The organism is Acetivibrio clariflavus DSM 19732, from assembly GCF_000237085.1.
GTDB lineage: Bacteria > Bacillota > Clostridia > Acetivibrionales > Acetivibrionaceae > Acetivibrio > Acetivibrio clariflavus.
In genome coordinates, this window is record NC_016627.1 from 3447767 (window position 1) to 3464322 (window position 16556).

11 protein-coding genes and 3 pseudogenes are annotated in these 16556 nt (G+C 33.9%); 4 read left to right on the forward strand and 10 right to left on the reverse strand.

Annotated features, from left to right (window positions below):
* Window positions 1-2: 2 nt before the first annotated feature.
* Together CLOCL_RS14465 and CLOCL_RS14470 are read right to left on the reverse strand one after the other, a co-directional pair.
* Window positions 3-377 carry a helix-turn-helix domain-containing protein gene (locus CLOCL_RS14465; protein ID WP_014256047.1) on the reverse strand — a complete coding sequence of 125 codons (375 nt, stop codon included), beginning with the start codon at window positions 375-377 and terminating at the stop codon, window positions 3-5.
* Between the two features lie 293 nt (window positions 378-670).
* Window positions 671-1132, reverse strand: a pseudogene (locus tag CLOCL_RS14470) (ATP-binding protein); the annotation flags it as partial.
* 101 nt (window positions 1133-1233) lie between these two features.
* Here CLOCL_RS14470 and istA point away from each other — a divergent pair.
* Window positions 1234-2674: pseudogene (gene istA / locus CLOCL_RS14475) on the forward strand (IS21 family transposase).
* On the forward strand, window positions 2671-3447 hold the full coding sequence (istB, locus tag CLOCL_RS14480; RefSeq protein WP_014256048.1) for an IS21-like element helper ATPase IstB: 777 nt from the start codon (window positions 2671-2673) through the stop codon (window positions 3445-3447). Before istA ends, istB begins: the two are co-directional and overlap by 4 nt.
* 60 nt (window positions 3448-3507) lie before the next feature.
* Here istB and CLOCL_RS23970 read toward each other — a convergent pair.
* Window positions 3508-3630: pseudogene (locus tag CLOCL_RS23970) on the reverse strand (IS21-like element helper ATPase IstB); the annotation flags it as partial.
* Between the two features lie 401 nt (window positions 3631-4031).
* Here CLOCL_RS23970 and CLOCL_RS14485 point away from each other — a divergent pair.
* Window positions 4032-5321, forward strand: coding sequence for an IS110 family RNA-guided transposase (locus CLOCL_RS14485; RefSeq protein WP_014254024.1), 1290 nt, complete (start codon window positions 4032-4034; stop codon window positions 5319-5321).
* Between the two features lie 241 nt (window positions 5322-5562).
* Here the strand turns inward: CLOCL_RS14485 and CLOCL_RS14490 are convergent, their stop codons facing one another.
* Window positions 5563-6690 (reverse strand): radical SAM/SPASM domain-containing protein, encoded by a 1128-nt coding sequence (locus CLOCL_RS14490; protein ID WP_041715191.1) that lies wholly within the window; start codon window positions 6688-6690, stop codon window positions 5563-5565.
* Between the two features lie 200 nt (window positions 6691-6890).
* Between CLOCL_RS14490 and CLOCL_RS14495 the strand changes: the two genes are divergently transcribed.
* Window positions 6891-8282, forward strand: coding sequence for an IS4 family transposase (locus CLOCL_RS14495; RefSeq protein WP_014254049.1), 1392 nt, complete (start codon window positions 6891-6893; stop codon window positions 8280-8282).
* Here the strand turns inward: CLOCL_RS14495 and CLOCL_RS14500 are convergent.
* The 6 genes from CLOCL_RS14500 to CLOCL_RS14525 form a co-directional block, all read right to left on the reverse strand.
* Window positions 8259-8492 carry a hypothetical protein gene (locus CLOCL_RS14500; RefSeq protein ID WP_041715193.1) on the reverse strand — a complete coding sequence of 78 codons (234 nt, stop codon included), beginning with the start codon at window positions 8490-8492 and terminating at the stop codon, window positions 8259-8261. The two genes, CLOCL_RS14495 and CLOCL_RS14500, sit on opposite strands and share 24 nt — an antisense overlap.
* A 435-nt stretch (window positions 8493-8927) precedes the next feature.
* The gene (locus CLOCL_RS14505; protein WP_014256049.1) at window positions 8928-10157 is read right to left on the reverse strand and encodes an IS256 family transposase; all 1230 of its coding nucleotides are present in this window, start codon (window positions 10155-10157) and stop codon (window positions 8928-8930) included.
* 1679 nt (window positions 10158-11836) lie between these two features.
* Window positions 11837-13054, reverse strand: coding sequence for an IS256 family transposase (locus tag CLOCL_RS14510; protein ID WP_014254544.1), 1218 nt, complete (start codon window positions 13052-13054; stop codon window positions 11837-11839).
* Between the two features lie 79 nt (window positions 13055-13133).
* Entirely contained in the window at window positions 13134-13403 is a 270-nt protein-coding gene (locus CLOCL_RS14515; protein ID WP_014256050.1) for a hypothetical protein, read from the reverse strand.
* A gap of 4 nt (window positions 13404-13407) precedes the next feature.
* Window positions 13408-14316 (reverse strand): ParM/StbA family protein, encoded by a 909-nt coding sequence (locus CLOCL_RS14520; RefSeq protein WP_014256051.1) that lies wholly within the window; start codon window positions 14314-14316, stop codon window positions 13408-13410.
* Window positions 14317-14576: 260 nt separating this feature from the next.
* Complete coding sequence (locus CLOCL_RS14525; protein ID WP_014256052.1) at window positions 14577-16199, reverse strand: IS1182 family transposase; 1623 nt, start codon at window positions 16197-16199, stop codon at window positions 14577-14579.
* Window positions 16200-16556 lie beyond the last annotated feature (357 nt).

Below are 16556 nucleotides of genomic sequence, written 5' to 3' on the forward strand. Positions count from 1 at the left end.
TCTTAATTGTAATACAGTTCGCACATATGAACTATATCTTCTAGAATACCAAACATCTCTTGAGCATTAGGTTTCAGGACATGATTCTCTGGAGCATTGTCAGATAGAGCAAAAACAAGTTCCTTTTTTGCATTATACTTTGGAACATAGTTAAGTAGTTGTTCTCCATCCATGCCCTGTGTTTCCAAGATTTTTCGAACATGAGTTTTAAATGTCGCAAGGCTGTCGACTTCTCCTTTGATTAATTTATCTAAAGTAGGTCTTGAAATATTGGTAAGTCTTGAGAAGGAAGACTTCGTATATCCGTTGTCTTTAATGATACTCAATATATTTTTGCCAATTAGTTTTCTATTTTCAAATAATAATTCCATACTCATTTTTTACACCTCCTGTTATATTATACACCAAAAGTGTAAAAAAAGATACAGTATGTAAAAAATTTTTTTACAAATCTTAAAGGTTGGCTTTTTAGTAATAAAATTTCCTATAAGAAAAAAGCATCAGCAGAATTTAATACCTGCTAATGCCTTTTACCTATTACCTAATGAAGAATGCAACCTTTTATTCTGTAATTCTTAATATAATCCCAGTATGCCTTTTCTTCATCCCGTTCTAACATTTGTGAATGTCAAGTAACTTTTTACAATTTTCGGTCAATAATTTTTTACACCTAATTATTACCAAATATGGTTTGTCGATGTTTTAGCCTATAACTTCCTCCGTCAAGATTTAGCACTTGGCACTTATGGACAATTCGATCTAATATTGCTGTAGTGATTGCCGGGTCGCCTAAAAGTTCCCCCCAGTCTTCAGGTCCTTTGTTTGAAGTAATAATAATTGAGGATTGCCCATATAGTTTGTTAATAAGCTGAAAGAACAGATTAGCTTCATGTTTTTCCATCGCTATAAACATTAAGTCATCGATTATTACCAAATCAGAATCAACAATACGTTGGTATCTTGTCCTGGAAGTTCTTAATATCTCCTGAGTTTTTAATATATGTATTAAATCATGCATGGTTATAAAGTGAACTTTGTATCCACAATTAATGGCTTCTACGCCTATACCTATAGAAAGAAACGTTTTACCTACTCCTGTAGGTCCGAGCAGAATTAAATTATAGCCCTGCTGCTTATGTTATTCTAAAAGTACCCACTATTTCAATTGAAAATTCCCCCACCCTGAAATTAAAATACCTTATGTAAATATTACTTATTTACATAAGGAGTTGGATGAAGGTGTTTAAATTGCATCAGAAACAGGAAATCATTTTAATGAAATTTAGAGAAGGTGCATCAATAAGAGCAATTGCAAAAGAAGTTGGTGCAGACAGAAAAACTGTACGTAAGTACATAAGGCAGTATGAACAGCAAAGGCAACAGTTAATGCAGAAAGGGACAATCTAAACAAATTATGAAGAAAATTGATATATTTGAAGCTCTTAAGGAAGAAGGATTCAATATTAGCTACACTACAGTATGTCAGACTATAGCCAAAATGTTATCTCAATCTAAAGAAGCTTTTATCAGAGAAAATTATGCTCCTGGAGACATATGTGAATTTGACTGGGGTGAAGTAAAGCTATGTATTAGTGGAGTGAATCGCAAGTATCCGATGGCCGTGTTTACTACTGCTTACGGTAATTACGGGTATGCAAGACTTTTTGTTAAACAGAAAAGCGAATTTTTTCAAGAAGCTCATGCATACTTTTTCAAGTCTATTCATGGCAATCATATGACAATTGTTTATGATAACATGAAGGTAGCCGTAAAGGGGTTTGTAGGACGAAATGAGAAGCAGCCGACTGATGCCCTCCTACAGCTTTCCATATACTATGGTTTCCAATTTCGATTTTGTAATGCATACCGTGGTAATGAAAAGGGGCATGTAGAAAGAAGTGTGGAGTACATAAGAAGAAAAGCTTTTGCAATAAAGGATACTTTTGATAGTCTTGATGATGCTAATCGTTACCTTGAAGATATATGTAACAGGCTTAATGATAAGCCTCAACCATTGAAAAATAACAAAACAGCGAGGGAACTTTTAGAGGAGGAAAGGCCATATTTATTACCTGACGTACCTATGTTTGAATGCTCAAAACTTGAAAATTTAAGGGTTGACAAATACTCAACTGTAATGTTTGAAAGTTGCCATTATTCTGTACCGGATAGGTATGTAGGGAAAATTATCCTAGCGAAAATATATCCCAGCAAAATTATTTTCATGTCAGGGGGAGAAAAAATAGCAGAACATCCAAGACGGTTTGGGTTTAATGAATGGAATATTGATATCTACCACTACATAAGAACATTAAAGAAAAAACCTGGAGCATTGCCAAACAGTACTGCATTTGCCCAGGTATCTAAACAAATAAAAAATATCTACCAATGTTATTATACAGGAAAAGAAAGAGATTTTGTTGAACTTCTTCAGTATATGAAAGAAAAAAACAAGTCGGTAAATGAAATTCTTGAAGTCATAGACAAACTACTTAAAATATGCCCCAAAGAAATATCAACAAGCAAAATTATATTGCTTTGTGAAAACAAGAATCAGGTACTGACGAAATCGCAACAGGAAAATGAAATCAGCCAAAAAGCAAAAGAGCATTTAAAAATCTATGGTAACCTTATTTCAGGGATAAAAGACAGACAAGGAGTGGCTTTATCATGATTACCAAAGATAAGAAAGAATTAACTGAAAAAATCATTGAGTTTACAAAAACTTTGCATCTTCCTGCATTCCGGAAGTACTTTGAAAGTGAGGCAAAAGAAGCACTATCAAAAGACTTAAGCTTTGAAGAATATCTATATTGTCTTTTAGAGAAAGAGTGCGACATGAGATATGACAATATGCTCAAAAAAAGAGTTCGAATGGCAGAGTTTCCTTACAAAAAGTATTTAGAGGAATTGATAGTTGAGGATCTGCCGGAGGATGCCCGTAAAAAACTAAAACTCCTAAAAACTCTTGATTTTGTTAAAGAAGGACAAAATGTTATACTTGCCGGGAATCCCGGTACCGGTAAAACCCATATGGCTATAGGTCTTGGTATCAAGGCTTGTCTTGAAGGTTATAAAGTTTGGTTTACTACAGTTCCACTTTTTATTACAATGCTTAAGGAAGCCAAATCTCAAAAAACTCTACGTAATTTTGAAAACAGATTTTTAAAGTATGATCTTGTCATTCTTGATGAATTGGGATATATATCGTTTGACAAGGAAGGTGCTGAATTACTGTTTACAAATCTTTCATTACGGGCAGGGAGAAAGTCAACTATTATTACAACAAATTTATCATTTGAAAGGTGGGATGAAGTATTCCAAGACCCTATTATGACAGCTGCTATGACAGACAGACTTACTCATAAGTCTTATATGGTTAACATGAACGGAAACTCGTACAGGCTCAAAGAAACTGTTAAATGGATGGAAGAAAACAATCTTTAAATTTTCACTATGGGGAATTTTCGATTGAAATATTGGGGAATTTTCACTTGACAAAAACACCTGCTCAATCCAGCTTAATTCTCTAAGCTGGTTAAATTGTTTCTTGCTTAAAGTAGTCTGTTCTTTTAGGTCAAATTCATCAAGAGTTTTATATTCAGGAAACTCAGCATGTTTTAATCTCCTTGTACAATTAATATTGTATTAAATCAGTGACCGAAGCCACTGTTCGACCCATTAAAATTCATTGTTAACATAACACTTCAAACTTCATTCTTTTCTAAACATCAAGCACATCATCCGGCTTCACATCTTAGCCATTTTGCCAGCAACTGTTGGCCTGAACCTTGACAATCATGTATAATATCTTCCGGACTTGGAAGGTGAGTGTTTCACCTCCTGGGACGGACCTTAGCGGGCCGATTACCCGTAAGAAAGAGTATTTATCCATTCCGGTAAGTCTACATGATTTGGCTGGTTGAGGCCAGCTCTTTGGCTGGTTCCTCGTGTCACATGCAAGGTTGTTTGCTTACATGGGAAGGAATGGAGGCTTTTAAGTCCATTAATCTTAAAAAGGAGGCATTTTAATGAATTTCAGACCCATTGCAGGAATTGATGTGGGTAAGTTCTTCAGTGAAATGGCGATTCTTTCTCCTACCAATGAAGTGGTTGCCCGCATGAAGATTCACCATGATTCCAATACCGACGTTGAAAGAGCCGTTGAATTGCTTAATAAAACGGAAAAAGATTTTGCTTCAAGGCCTTTCATAGTCATGGAATCCACCGGGCACTATCACAAAATCCTTTTCCATTCACTTTGTAAAGCTGGATTTGAGGTTTCGGTAACAAACCCCATCCAAACTGATTCTATCAAAAATATTGGAATCAGAAAAGTGAAAAATGATAAAGTGGATGCCCGGAAAATTGCCCTACTCTATAGATTTCAGGAACTTAAGTCAACCAACATCCCCAATGAGGATATTGAGTGCCTAAGGAGCCTATGTCGCCAGTACTACAAACTGAGTGATGAGCTTACCGCCTACAAAAACAGGCTTACCGGTATTGTTGACCAACTCATGCTTAACTTCAAGGATGTCTTCTCCAATATATTTTCAAAGGCTGCTATGGCTGTCCTGGAGGAGTATCCTACTCCTGCCCATATTCTTAAGGCTGACAGGAACAAGCTGATTTCACTGATTCAGAAGAAATCCCGCAAAAGTCTCAAATGGTCAACTGCCAAGTATGAGCTTCTGGTCTCCAAGGCCAGAGATTTTGCACCTCTGAGCATTCATAATGCCTCAAATGTTATTATGCTGGGCGTATATATCTCCATGATCAAAACCTTGGAAGAAAGCCTGGAGAAAGTCCTTAAGTCCATTCGTCTACTGATTGCTGAAGATATGGCGAAGGATATGCCCATGCTGGCATTGACGCTTGAACTTTTGCAGAGCCTGCCAGGTATAGGCCTTCTCTCTGCTGCTACTATTCTTGCGGAGATTGGAGACTTTTCAGCCTTTAAAAAGCCAGGCAAGCTGGTTGCTTATTTCGGCGTTGACCCCTCTGTCATGCAGTCCGGAGAGTTTACCGGCACACGGAACAAGATGTCTAAGAGAGGTTCAAGGCTGCTTCGCAGGGTGCTTTTCACAATTGCTCTTGCTAATATCCGTACCAAGCGGGATAAGACAGCTTGCAACCCTGTGCTGCTGGAGTTCTACCAACAAAAATGCCAGAGTAAGCCTAAGAAAGTAGCTTTGGGAGCTGTTATGCGCAAGCTTGTTTGTATCATCTTTGCTGTCCTAAGGGATAGGAAACCTTACCAGTTACGCAGCCCCCAGGAACACGCTCAAATGCTTGCAGCAAAGCATACAGCAGCTTGATAGTACTGTACTTGATGTTCAGTTTTCAAAGAGCAACTTGCTATTTTAGACCAGCTATTTTATGTCTACCTCACCTAGGTGGTCTTGTTGTCATGCGTTTCATTAACGTCAGGAGCCTAAAAAAATTTCTCAAAATTTTTATTATAAACTCTTGACTTTAATTAGCTGGTCTTTCTAAAATATTTTGTTGAGCAAAATATTCTTTAATAAATATTTCAATAAATAGGAGCGACGTTATTTTTTACCTTTTTCTAGCTAAGAAGTTTTCACATACGTCCACAACAACCTCATCAAAAAGTAAGGTAAAATCATCACAAAATACTTTATTTATGTCATTATTAAGGACTCTTGCCTGTGCAGAGCATCCTCCTCCACAAAAAAACATGTATTTACATTTATTGCAATCATCAATTTTGTCTACTGTTCTTTCTTTCCATATATTATGTTGAGCATTTAGCACAAATTCGCCTGTTTCATTATTTACTGTACCAATTTTGCACTCCTCTTCAGCCAAAACATCCCAACAAGGGTATATATCACCGAAGGGGTCAATTGTATACATACCTGAATTTGCTCCACAAAATCCAGATTGTAATGGCGCAAAAGAATTATTTTCTAACATATACTTTATTCTCATAGCAACACCGTTATAAATACTGTTAAATCTAAATCTTTCAATGTCTGTACCTACATACTCAGCTAATTGTCTCATAAGCTCAACATCTGAAAGAGCATTGCCAAAATCCTCTTCATAACATTTGAGTGTTGTCTTAAAATAATAACTAAAGTTTTCTTTATCAACCCAACCTTCTTTTTTATATTCATCTATTAAAGCTTTAATGGCATCCTTATTCTTTTTATTAACATTTGTTCTTAATGTTATATTAATTCCGTTTTCCAATGCTAAGGTAATATTTGATTTTATTTTGTCATATGTTCCTTTGCCACCTACTAAAAACCTTCTTTTATCATGCTCTTCCCCAATACCATCAAGAGTAATCTGAACTTTTTCAAATTTGTATTCTTTTATTAAATCAATATATTTGTCCAAACCATAGCCATTAGAAATACAACTAATCGGAATTTCATTTTCTCTACATTTTTTGCATATATAATCTACAATATCTTTATTACTTTCAAGTAGTGGTTCGCCTCCAAATAAGTAAACGCCACTTATTTTCATTTTTTGCTCCTTAAACTTATTTAGCTGCTTAAAAACTGCATCAACAGTTTCTTTCGAAATTTTTTTGTTTAGAAATTCTGCACCTTTTTTGAATAAATTTTGTTCGAAACAATATTCGCATCTAAAATTACAATTATATGTAGGAATTATTGTAATACATATATTTTTTCTGCTGACAGTATTCAAAGTGTGACTAACCTTCTTTATAAGTTCATACTCTTCTTCTTTAGTTAACTTAGTAAATCAACTTTCGCACGTGAATAATGTGCACTGAACATTGAAAAATCAATAGATTTGGGCAATAAAAAAATACAAGAACCCCCTTCTATGTGATATAATAGAAGTATCCAAACCCTATTAAATCGACAATTTGGAGGTTCTTGAACATGTCTATTGTATCACAGAAGGTTAAGGAAGAAAATAGATTTTCTTTGACAGTTGATAACTTTTTCAAAATGTTTTCTGTAGGCTATCTGTTAAAAAAGTCAAACGCATATAAAGATAAAGGTATTCCTTGTCTTACGGTATTCAAAGTACTGTTTGAACTTGTTTTTACAGGCAAAAATCTGTTTATGAACTATAAAGCAGAAAGCTTTGATATACCATTTGCAAGGGATGTGGTCTACAGATTCTTAAATTCCATACATATCAACTGGCAAAGATTTTTATATTTGCTTTCTGCAAAGGTCATAAATCATCATATCGATAGATTAACGTCAGATGAACGGGTTGATGCCTTTGTAATTGACGATTCCTTCTACAGTAGGACAAGAAGCAAGTCAGTTGAGCTTTTAAGTTGGGTCAAAGATCATGCTGACGGCAATAAGAATAAAAAAGGCTTTCGTATGCTTACACTTGGTTGGACAGACGGTAATTCATTTATTCCTGTGGCCTTCAACCTTTTAAGTTCAACAAATCCAAGGGTTTGCATTAATCCAGCGAAAAATACTATAGATAAAAGAACCGTTGGTTTTAAACGCCGACAGAATGCCTTAGCCACTTCACCGGAATCTGCTCTGTCTATGCTGGAACAAGCAGTTGCTACCGGTATTAAAGCAAAATATGTTTTATTTGACAGTTGGTTCTCCTTTCCGGCTACTATTATCAAAATTTGTAAGATGAATCTTAATGTGATAGCTATGGTAAAGGATACTCCCAAGATTTACTATAACTTCAATGGTGAAAAAAAATCATTGAGAGAGATATACCGAACTGTCAGGAAACGTAGAGGAAGATCAAAATACCTTGCTTCAGTTATGGTAGAATTACACGATAAAGAAGGAAACCACATTCCAGCAAAAATTGTCTTTGTCCGTGACCGAAGAAACAAGAGTAAATGGCTAGCTCTCATATCTACAGATACTAGTCTTCCCGAAACAGAGATAATCAGGATATACGGAAAACGCTGGGACATAGAGGTATTCTTCAAGATGTGTAAGTCATACCTTAAGCTGGCTAAGGAATTTCAAGGTCGTTCTTATGATATGATGGTTGCCCATACAACTATTGTTTTTTCAAGGTACATTATGTTAGCGGTTGAGAACCGCAATAATACTGATTTACGCACTATTGGTACTTTGTTCTACTATTGCTGCGATGAACTTGAGGACATTAAATTCCATGAGGCACTGCAGCTTATAATAGAGGCTTTAAAAACTACTTTACAGGAAAAACTGCTTTTGACAAAGGAAACAGTCAACGAGTTTCTCAACTACTTTGTCACTTGTTTGCCTGTTCATATCAAGGCAAAGCTATCAGTTGTTTCCTGCGAAAGTTGATTTAGTAATATATCCTCTTTTTTCTAGTATCTCTATATTCTCCTTACTTAAGGAATTTAAGGCTTCCTTATCCTTCTCAGCCTTTTTCAGAATTTCAACTATTGAATCATCTACTACATCAAATGATCCTCTTATTCCTTGAATAATAAGATTCTTATCCGGCTCTTTTTTCATTTTTAAATAAATATTATACTCACTTACTCTGTACATACTTATCCCCCATTTTCTATAATTCCTCAATTTTTGTAAATTGCTTTAGCTCCTGAAATTAAAGAACCTCAGCACTATATTCTATTGCACCCTCTTGAGTAAAGCGAAATATCGGTAAATAGATACAATTCAAGAACGGAAAACTCTTTAAATATTTGCTAAGTATCGGATAGTGTCTTGTCAAGTGGTGTAAATTGTTTTCTACTATGTTTCTTTAATTTCCGCTAATGTGGTTGTCAAGGGCCCAAACCGGGCTTTTCCTTGACAACCACATTCCGCCATGCTCTCTTTATTGTGCCGAGGGATGAGGGGAAGAAGCAAGCTACATTTACCTCATCCTCCGCAATTTTCCAGTGTAGCATGGCGGACACTGCCTAAGGCCATTTAAGTGTAGTAAAAATAGCCTCGGGATTCAGCTAAAAAAGCAAGCTAACTTTATTTGTGCAATAATGCCTCTGGGGCCAAACTATATGTCCCAATTGCAGGCTTTACCAACTTATTCATTGATTCTTTACTAAAGTACCTTCGACCAATTTGCCATTCCTCGTGCTGCTCTATTAATATTGACCCAACCAATCTTATTACTGATTCACGATTTGGAAATATACTTACCACGTCAGTTCTTCGCCGTATTTCCCTGTTTAGTCTTTCTAATGGATTCGTGGAATGTAGCTGTGCCCAATGTTCTCGCGGAAACTCCATATACTGCAACACATTCTCACATCCATTTTCCAAGACTTCCATTGCTTTCGGAAATCTTCCCTTTAACTGTTCTACAACTGTATATAATTGATTCTTAGCTGTTTTCTGGTCCGGTGCTGCAAATACTGTTCTTACTATTGCTGATACCATACCTTGCTGTTTCCGTGGCACCTGACTTAATACATTCCTCATAAAATGCACTCGACACCTTTGCCACGAACAACCTACTAAAACTTCTGAAATCGCCTTTTTTAACCCTTCGTGAGAATCACTAATAACAAGTTGGACTCCATGTAATCCACGATTTACAAGTCGGCGTAAAAACTCTGTCCAGAATGGCCCGCTTTCTGTAAGTCCAACATCAAAACCCAAAATCTCACGTTCACCATTTTCATTAACACCTACTGCTACAACCAATGCCATGTTTTCTACATGTCCACCTTCCCGTACTTTTGGAAATGTTGCATCCAACCACAAATATGGATATTTAATTGTTAATTTACGGTTTACAAATTGAGTAACATATTCATCAAGTTCTTGGCTTATGCGTGATACTTTACTTTTATCAATACCTTCCATACCAAGTGCCTGAACTAATTCATCCACTTTTCGGGTGCTTATACCATGGACATATGCTTCCTGAACAACATTAACAAGTGCTTTTTCCCACATACGCCTAGGCTCTAGAAAACTTGGGAAATAGGTTCCCTCACGAAGTTTAGGTATTTTTAAATCAATGGTACCAAGACGGGTATTATATGGTCTGATTCTGACACCATTCCTTTGATTATTTCTTTCTTCTGTACGTTCATACTTATCTGCACCAATTTTTGCAGTCACTTCAGCTTCCATCAACTTATTTAGTATTAAAGCCATCAGATCTCTCATGAAATCTCCATCTTTTACATGTCCATAATACTTGAAAATTTCTTCGATTAGTGGCATTATATCTTTTGTAGCCATGATATGACCTCCTCTACTTTTGTTTGGCTAACATAGTAGAAAACCATATCGTGGCTTTATTTTCAAGGGACAATATTTTCCAGTAATTTTAAGTCATCAATTTTACACTACTACTTAAGACTATAACAAGTATCGTAATATATGGCCTTAAATATCTCAAGAGTTTTAAATATTTTTTAGGAAGGAAAGCAAGAAAACACCTAAATTGCTCTTTATAATTATTTGCTAGCAATTCTGGATATTCACAAGATCCATACTCCCCTGCCAGCAATGGTTTTTCCATTTCTAATAACGACAGATAAGCTTTTATCTAAAAAGTTGCACCCCCTAAAAAGGTTAAATCACCACACGTTTATTACCAAATCGTCTCAACTTATTATAACTCTATAAAACTTTGAATCATGAGATATCTATTAATATTGAACCATGAGATATCTATTGATGTTCTTCAATTTATAGCCACTAATATATTTGTAAGTTGACAAGAATTGCTTGATTCAATTCAAATTATAATCTTGAAATATCAAATTATATAAATCAATCATAAAATTTATATGTAATGCCTTACATGCTGCTATAAAATATTTTTAAGTTACCTAGACTAATAATCTATTTTTCTTTTGTAATTCTCTCCCCTATTTTCTTTATAGATGTAATTTAGCTATTACCATCCTTGTGTCCTCAGATTGACGTTTTTCGACATTTATGTTATAAGTTTTTAATTTTTGTTTTATTTTCACTTATTAAGTATACAATAACAAAATTAAGAATACAAGTACCTTCTTTATTTTAATATTACATATTTGTAAATTTTTAAATTAATTCTTAAAATTTTTAACAATATGAATTCACTGAAAGCTTTTAAAATCAATAATTTCAAGCTAAAAACATCTTATTTAACAGAAGATATGATATTATGTTTTTAGCTAAAAATTATTCTAAAAAAAGGGGATAAAGAACGTAACCCCATTCCATTAGCAAAATAGGATTAGCACTTAATAGACAAGGTATTCCTATCTCATACAGGCTTTTTGAAGGTAATTCTCACACTTTTAAAACTTTTATGTCATTTTTTAAAGAAATAAAAAACATTATGATTTATATCGCATCATTTTTTCTGGCAAAGGATTAAATAGCAGTTATAACATAGTCATTAACATTGCATTTAGTAATAGATACATATAGTCAGTTATAGTCTTAAGTAGTTGTATAAAATTGGTGTATTGAAATTATTTGAAATTTTTCAAAAATAAAGCTATTATATGTTTTTCTACTATATTAAGCAAAAAACTAGAGAAAGTCATATCGTGGCTACAAAAGATATAATGACGTCAATCGAAGAAATTTTCAAGCATTATCGATATGTAAAAGATTGAGATTTCATGAGAGAGCTGATGGCATTAAGGGAATGTAAGTAATTTTGTGTATCATAATTTATGTAATCCTTCTTTAGCAAGTAAATTTTAGTTGACAAGGTTTACAGAATATTGTTTTTTATTGCCTTTTCATTATATATTATTGCCGGATTTGTTAAGTTTTATACATAAACTTGATTAAATCTGGCAATAATCATTTATAATGGTCAGTATTAGCCTTTTAAACCTATATTTTTAATTTTGTGAGGTCTAGCCCATCCGGCGATGAGGATGAGCCCTTGAGGGCGGTGGGGGTGAATGCTCTTAAATATACTCTTCCAGCCTACCTGGATATTGGATTACCAATTGGCTAAGTACTCTATCCCAGTTTTTGTAACGTTGTGTCCATTTTTTTACTACATTCATTGATGCTAAATATAAAATCTTTTCTAGTGAACTGTCTGTTGGAAATATTGTTTTTGTTTTTGTGACCTTACGAAACTGACGATGTAGTCCTTCAATTATATTTGTAGTATAAATTATTTTTCGTATTTCTTCTGGAAATTTGAAAAATGGACTTATAACATCCCAGTTATTTTCCCAACTACGTATTGCAAAAGGATATTCCTTTCCCCACTTTTCTTTAAGTTCATAAAGTTTTTCTAATGCTATTTCTTCATTAATAGCATGATATACTTCTTTGAAATCATTACTAAATGCTTTTAGGTCTTTGTATGGCACATACTTAAAAGAATTTCTCAGCTGATGTATTATGCAACGCTGCACTTCAGATTTTGGATATGCAGCATTTATGGCTTCCTTAAGTCCGGTAAGTCCATCAACACAAAAAATTAAAACATCCTGTACTCCTCTATTTTTAAGGTCATTCAGTACACCAAGCCAAAACTTTGAGGATTCATTGTCACCAATCCAGATCCCTAAAATATCCTTATATCCATCAATAGTAACACCTAGAACAACATAAGCTGCCCTGTTTATTATTCTTCCGTCGTCCTTAACTTTATAGTGTATTGCATCCATAAAAACAAAAGAGTATATAGGTTCAAGAGGTCTTTGTTGCCATTCCTTAATCTCTGGAGCAATTCTATCAGTAATCTTACTAACCATCTCTGCTGATAGGCTAAAACCATAAAGTTCTTCAATTTGTTGACTGATATCCCTTGTAGACATTCCTCTTGCATATAAAGCTATAACTTTTTCTTCAATTCCAGAAACATTACGTTGATATTTAGGAATAATTTTAGGTTGAAATTCGCCTTTACGATCTCTTGGTACTTGTATATCAATTTCTCCAAACTCACTTTTTATTTTTTTAGGCGTATAACCGTTACGACTATTATCAGTTTTTTTATTTTCTACATCATCTTTAGCATATCCTAATTTTGCTTCAAGTTCTGCTTCTAAAAGTTCTTGTATTATATCTTTAAAAATGTCTTTAAGATATTCATTAATATCAGATACACTTTGGAAATTATTTTCCCGAACTAATTGTTTGATTTGTTCTTTTGTTAACGTTGACATAAAGTTCTCCTCCTTAGCTTTTATTATTATTAATCCTTGCCAAGAAGGAGAACATTCAATCATCTATACACAAATTTTTTTACATCCTCTCAGGTAGTTCATGTTGGTCACAACTATTATTTTCTTTCTCTTTGTTTTCTAGTATAATTTCTCCACATTCTTTTATTGCTTCTTTCACTACCTGTTTTATCATTTCCTCATCAAGACCTTTATCTCTTCCCCCTATATAACTTAACACCGCCTTAATTACATAATCTGTTTTGTACTTTTGTAAAGAAAGTATGTTATATACCCTAGCATCATCCTCCCTATCCATAGAAAATGAGAGGTTTATCCTTTTTGTTGCCATAAACTCACCTTCTTAGTTCTTGCTCTAATAGGATTTTAAAACCTTTGGCATTTGCAAACTGGTCAAGAAAGTCCGTGTACTTTACTCTATTTGACTTTTCAATGTAATCCTGAAGCATTATGCTCCCTCCCCCTGTAAAAACAGTAGGATTGTGAAACTCAAATCCATATTCTTGAATTTTCGCTAATATATTTTCTACATACTCTTCTGACATCACTTTAATTACTTCCTTAATATCTGCCTCGAAAAGAACAGGTTCTTTTCCTGTGATAATCTCCTGTATCTGAGTTTCCGTAAGTCTGATATTTGTTTTAAGAAGTTCCTGCTGTATATTGGCAATTAATGTGATGATTCCGTTGGGAAGCGAATAGCATGCTGAAACATCTATGATTCCATTTTCTACTCTGAAAAAATCAATTGTATATCCACCAATATCGATAACATTGCATAGAAGATTCCTGTAACTGTTAAACACAGTTATTAGTGCGGAATACCCTTGAGGATAAGTACGGCAATCAACTATATTAATTGCATAATCCTTTTTGTTAAAATTAAACTTTATATCCTGCCTTAAAAAATATTCCCGAAACTTTTTCTTAAGTGTTCCATAACTTATAATTGGAAGTCCTACTCCCAGAATTACATCTGCTTGGCCTTCCATTCCTGCTTTGTTTACCGCATCTGCTATTGCTGGCAAAGACAAGATGAAAGCATCCTGGTTGATTGTCTTGTCCATTTGAACACTTAACCTCTGGCCTCCGATGCTATAAAATTTACCTTCATAAATTAAAAGATTGCTTGATGAAATTGGTTCAGTATTTGATTTAGTAAAACCTGATTCGCTAATATAACCTTCACTTGTTTTTGTACATTTGTTACCATTATCAAGGCCTAATAAAATCCTGTTTCTCATAACAATTCCTCCAATCTTGTGGTTTTGGTTCTTCATAGTTCTTTTATTAAATCACTTTTTATAATTTCAAGTATATCTGCAATAAAAAAATTGGGGCTGTTGCATTACAGACTAATAATCGTAATGCAATAACCCCTTTTTATTTAAAATTAATATATTTTACTCTTAAAACGTTGTCTTTTATTTGTTGATCCTGAAAAAAGGGTATACTAAATAAACGACACATACTTCGCTACTTATACAATAAATATTTTTTACGTTTATGCTGTCTTTAATGGATGTAAATACGTGGCACATCGTTTTGACTGAATTTTGTTATGCAGCTTGTTTACATTATGTGCTAAAGCAAGAAGAATACATTCTGCTAAGATATTCTTTTTGCCTCTACACAAGAAACGTCTGAATCCCATATCTTGTTTTATTTCTCCAATAACCCCTTCGACCTGAATACTCCGATTTATTCTGAGTTCAGTTCCTTCTTCACTGAGGATTCTTTCTAAGGCTTCCTCACGTTTTTGCTGGAATAATTTTGATACTTCAAGACGTTTGGTCCGTTCTTCCAAAGGTCTTTTGCTGTTTCCCTTAATGCATTTTGATTTGAAAGTACATTCACCACAATCTTCACATGTGTAGCAGGTTTTCTTACTTATATATCCTGTTTTGCTTTTACTGAACTTTATTCCTGTTACTACAAGCTTTTTTCCATTACTACATATGTAAATATCCTTTTCTTTGTCATATATCATATTTTCCTTTATGCTAATATCTGCTTTATACTTACGTGTCCTACTAATTTCATAATTGGATGGTTTAATAAACGCACGTTGGTTGTTTTCATCAAGATAAACGTAATTTTCCTCACTTTCATACCCTGAATCAGCAACTATATTTTTGTAAGTATACCTCAAATGACTTTTGATACTGTTTAAGAATGGTATTAGAGTGGTTGTATCTGTAGGCTGAGGACCAGCACTTATCCATACTATGTATTCAGCATCTACTCCAAACTGAATATTGTAACCAGGTTTTAATTGCCCATTCTTCATAGCATCTTCTTTCATTCTCATGAAGGTTGCATCAGGGTCTGTTTTTGAAAAACTATTTCTCTCTCCCATGGTATGTAAATGCTTATTATATTTCTTAAGTCTTGATATGTATTCATCCAGCTGTTCCAATGTTTTTTGGAGAGGAGATTTTCTTTTTCCTATTCCATAGACAAATTCGATATCTTCATCCTTTTTTATTTTGCATAGTTTACGCCTAAGCTTTTTTAGATGATACATTTTGATTTTATCTCCATATACAATTTTAAATCCGTAATCTTCTTCTGCTTTCTTAAAAAATGCAGGAATCTTATCCATAAGTTTTCGCTGATTTTTAGTAACAGAACCTTTCCAGACAAAAGTATATTTGTTTGAAGAAGCTTCAATTTTTGTCCCATCAACAAAAAGATTCTTCATTGAAAGTTCTCCACATTCAGCAAGTATTTCAGTAAATTGTGCCATAAGATTTTCTGAAACAGGTGCAAAATGAAGGCTCCGAAATCTCGCTATTGTTGTATAATCTGGAGCAGGAGACCCTTCAAGAAGGTACATAAAGTTAATATCTCTCTTACAAGCACTTTCAATTTTTCTAGTAGTATAACAATTATTCATATATGCGTAGAGCATGACCTTCAGCATCTGTGTTGGGGTTGCTTGTTTTTTCCTTATACGGGAATAGGTCTTATATAATTCTGTTAAATCCATCTCCTCCACTATCTGACCCAGCAACCTGACAGAATCATCATTAGGTATCATGTACTCAATATTTAACGGCAATTTTAATTGATAGAAATCACCGCGAATGGTATAATCTTTATGTGTTAAATTATTTAGTGGCATAAATACATTTTACACCAAATTCCGGACTTTTCGAAGTCCGGAATTTGCTTTTTAGACACAAAAGGGCTGTTACACTAATTTTCTTAGTGCAACAGCCCCGTAGGAATTTATTTTAACGGAGGTATATAATGTCAATTCATTAAAATACCTTATTATTAAAGACAATTCTTTATAGTAAATCATCTATTACAAAGTCAAGTATTTTTGTTTTTCTTTATATCCTATATCCTCTTCCTCCTTATCACTTTACCCTTCTCTAAATTATATATGTATTTAGTAAATCCCCCCAATTCATTGATATAACAATGCTTTAATATACTTTTAAGCGTCAAAAATCATGTTAGGATATTAATCCTA

What these genes read in the sequence shown, in the direction of transcription:
- CLOCL_RS14465 (WP_014256047.1), bottom strand. Translation starts at nt 377, where the DNA reads ATGAGTATGGAATTATTATTTGAAAATAGAAAACTAATTGGCAAAAAT.
- istB (WP_014256048.1), top strand. Translation starts at nt 2,671, where the DNA reads ATGATTACCAAAGATAAGAAAGAATTAACTGAAAAAATCATTGAGTTT.
- CLOCL_RS14485 (WP_014254024.1), top strand. Translation starts at nt 4,032, where the DNA reads ATGAATTTCAGACCCATTGCAGGAATTGATGTGGGTAAGTTCTTCAGT.
- CLOCL_RS14495 (WP_014254049.1), top strand. Translation starts at nt 6,891, where the DNA reads ATGTCTATTGTATCACAGAAGGTTAAGGAAGAAAATAGATTTTCTTTG.
- CLOCL_RS14500 (WP_041715193.1), bottom strand. Translation starts at nt 8,492, where the DNA reads ATGTACAGAGTAAGTGAGTATAATATTTATTTAAAAATGAAAAAAGAG.
- CLOCL_RS14505 (WP_014256049.1), bottom strand. Translation starts at nt 10,157, where the DNA reads ATGGCTACAAAAGATATAATGCCACTAATCGAAGAAATTTTCAAGTAT.
- CLOCL_RS14510 (WP_014254544.1), bottom strand. Translation starts at nt 13,054, where the DNA reads ATGTCAACGTTAACAAAAGAACAAATCAAACAATTAGTTCGGGAAAAT.
- CLOCL_RS14515 (WP_014256050.1), bottom strand. Translation starts at nt 13,403, where the DNA reads ATGGCAACAAAAAGGATAAACCTCTCATTTTCTATGGATAGGGAGGAT.
- CLOCL_RS14520 (WP_014256051.1), bottom strand. Translation starts at nt 14,316, where the DNA reads ATGAGAAACAGGATTTTATTAGGCCTTGATAATGGTAACAAATGTACA.
- CLOCL_RS14525 (WP_014256052.1), bottom strand. Translation starts at nt 16,199, where the DNA reads ATGCCACTAAATAATTTAACACATAAAGATTATACCATTCGCGGTGAT.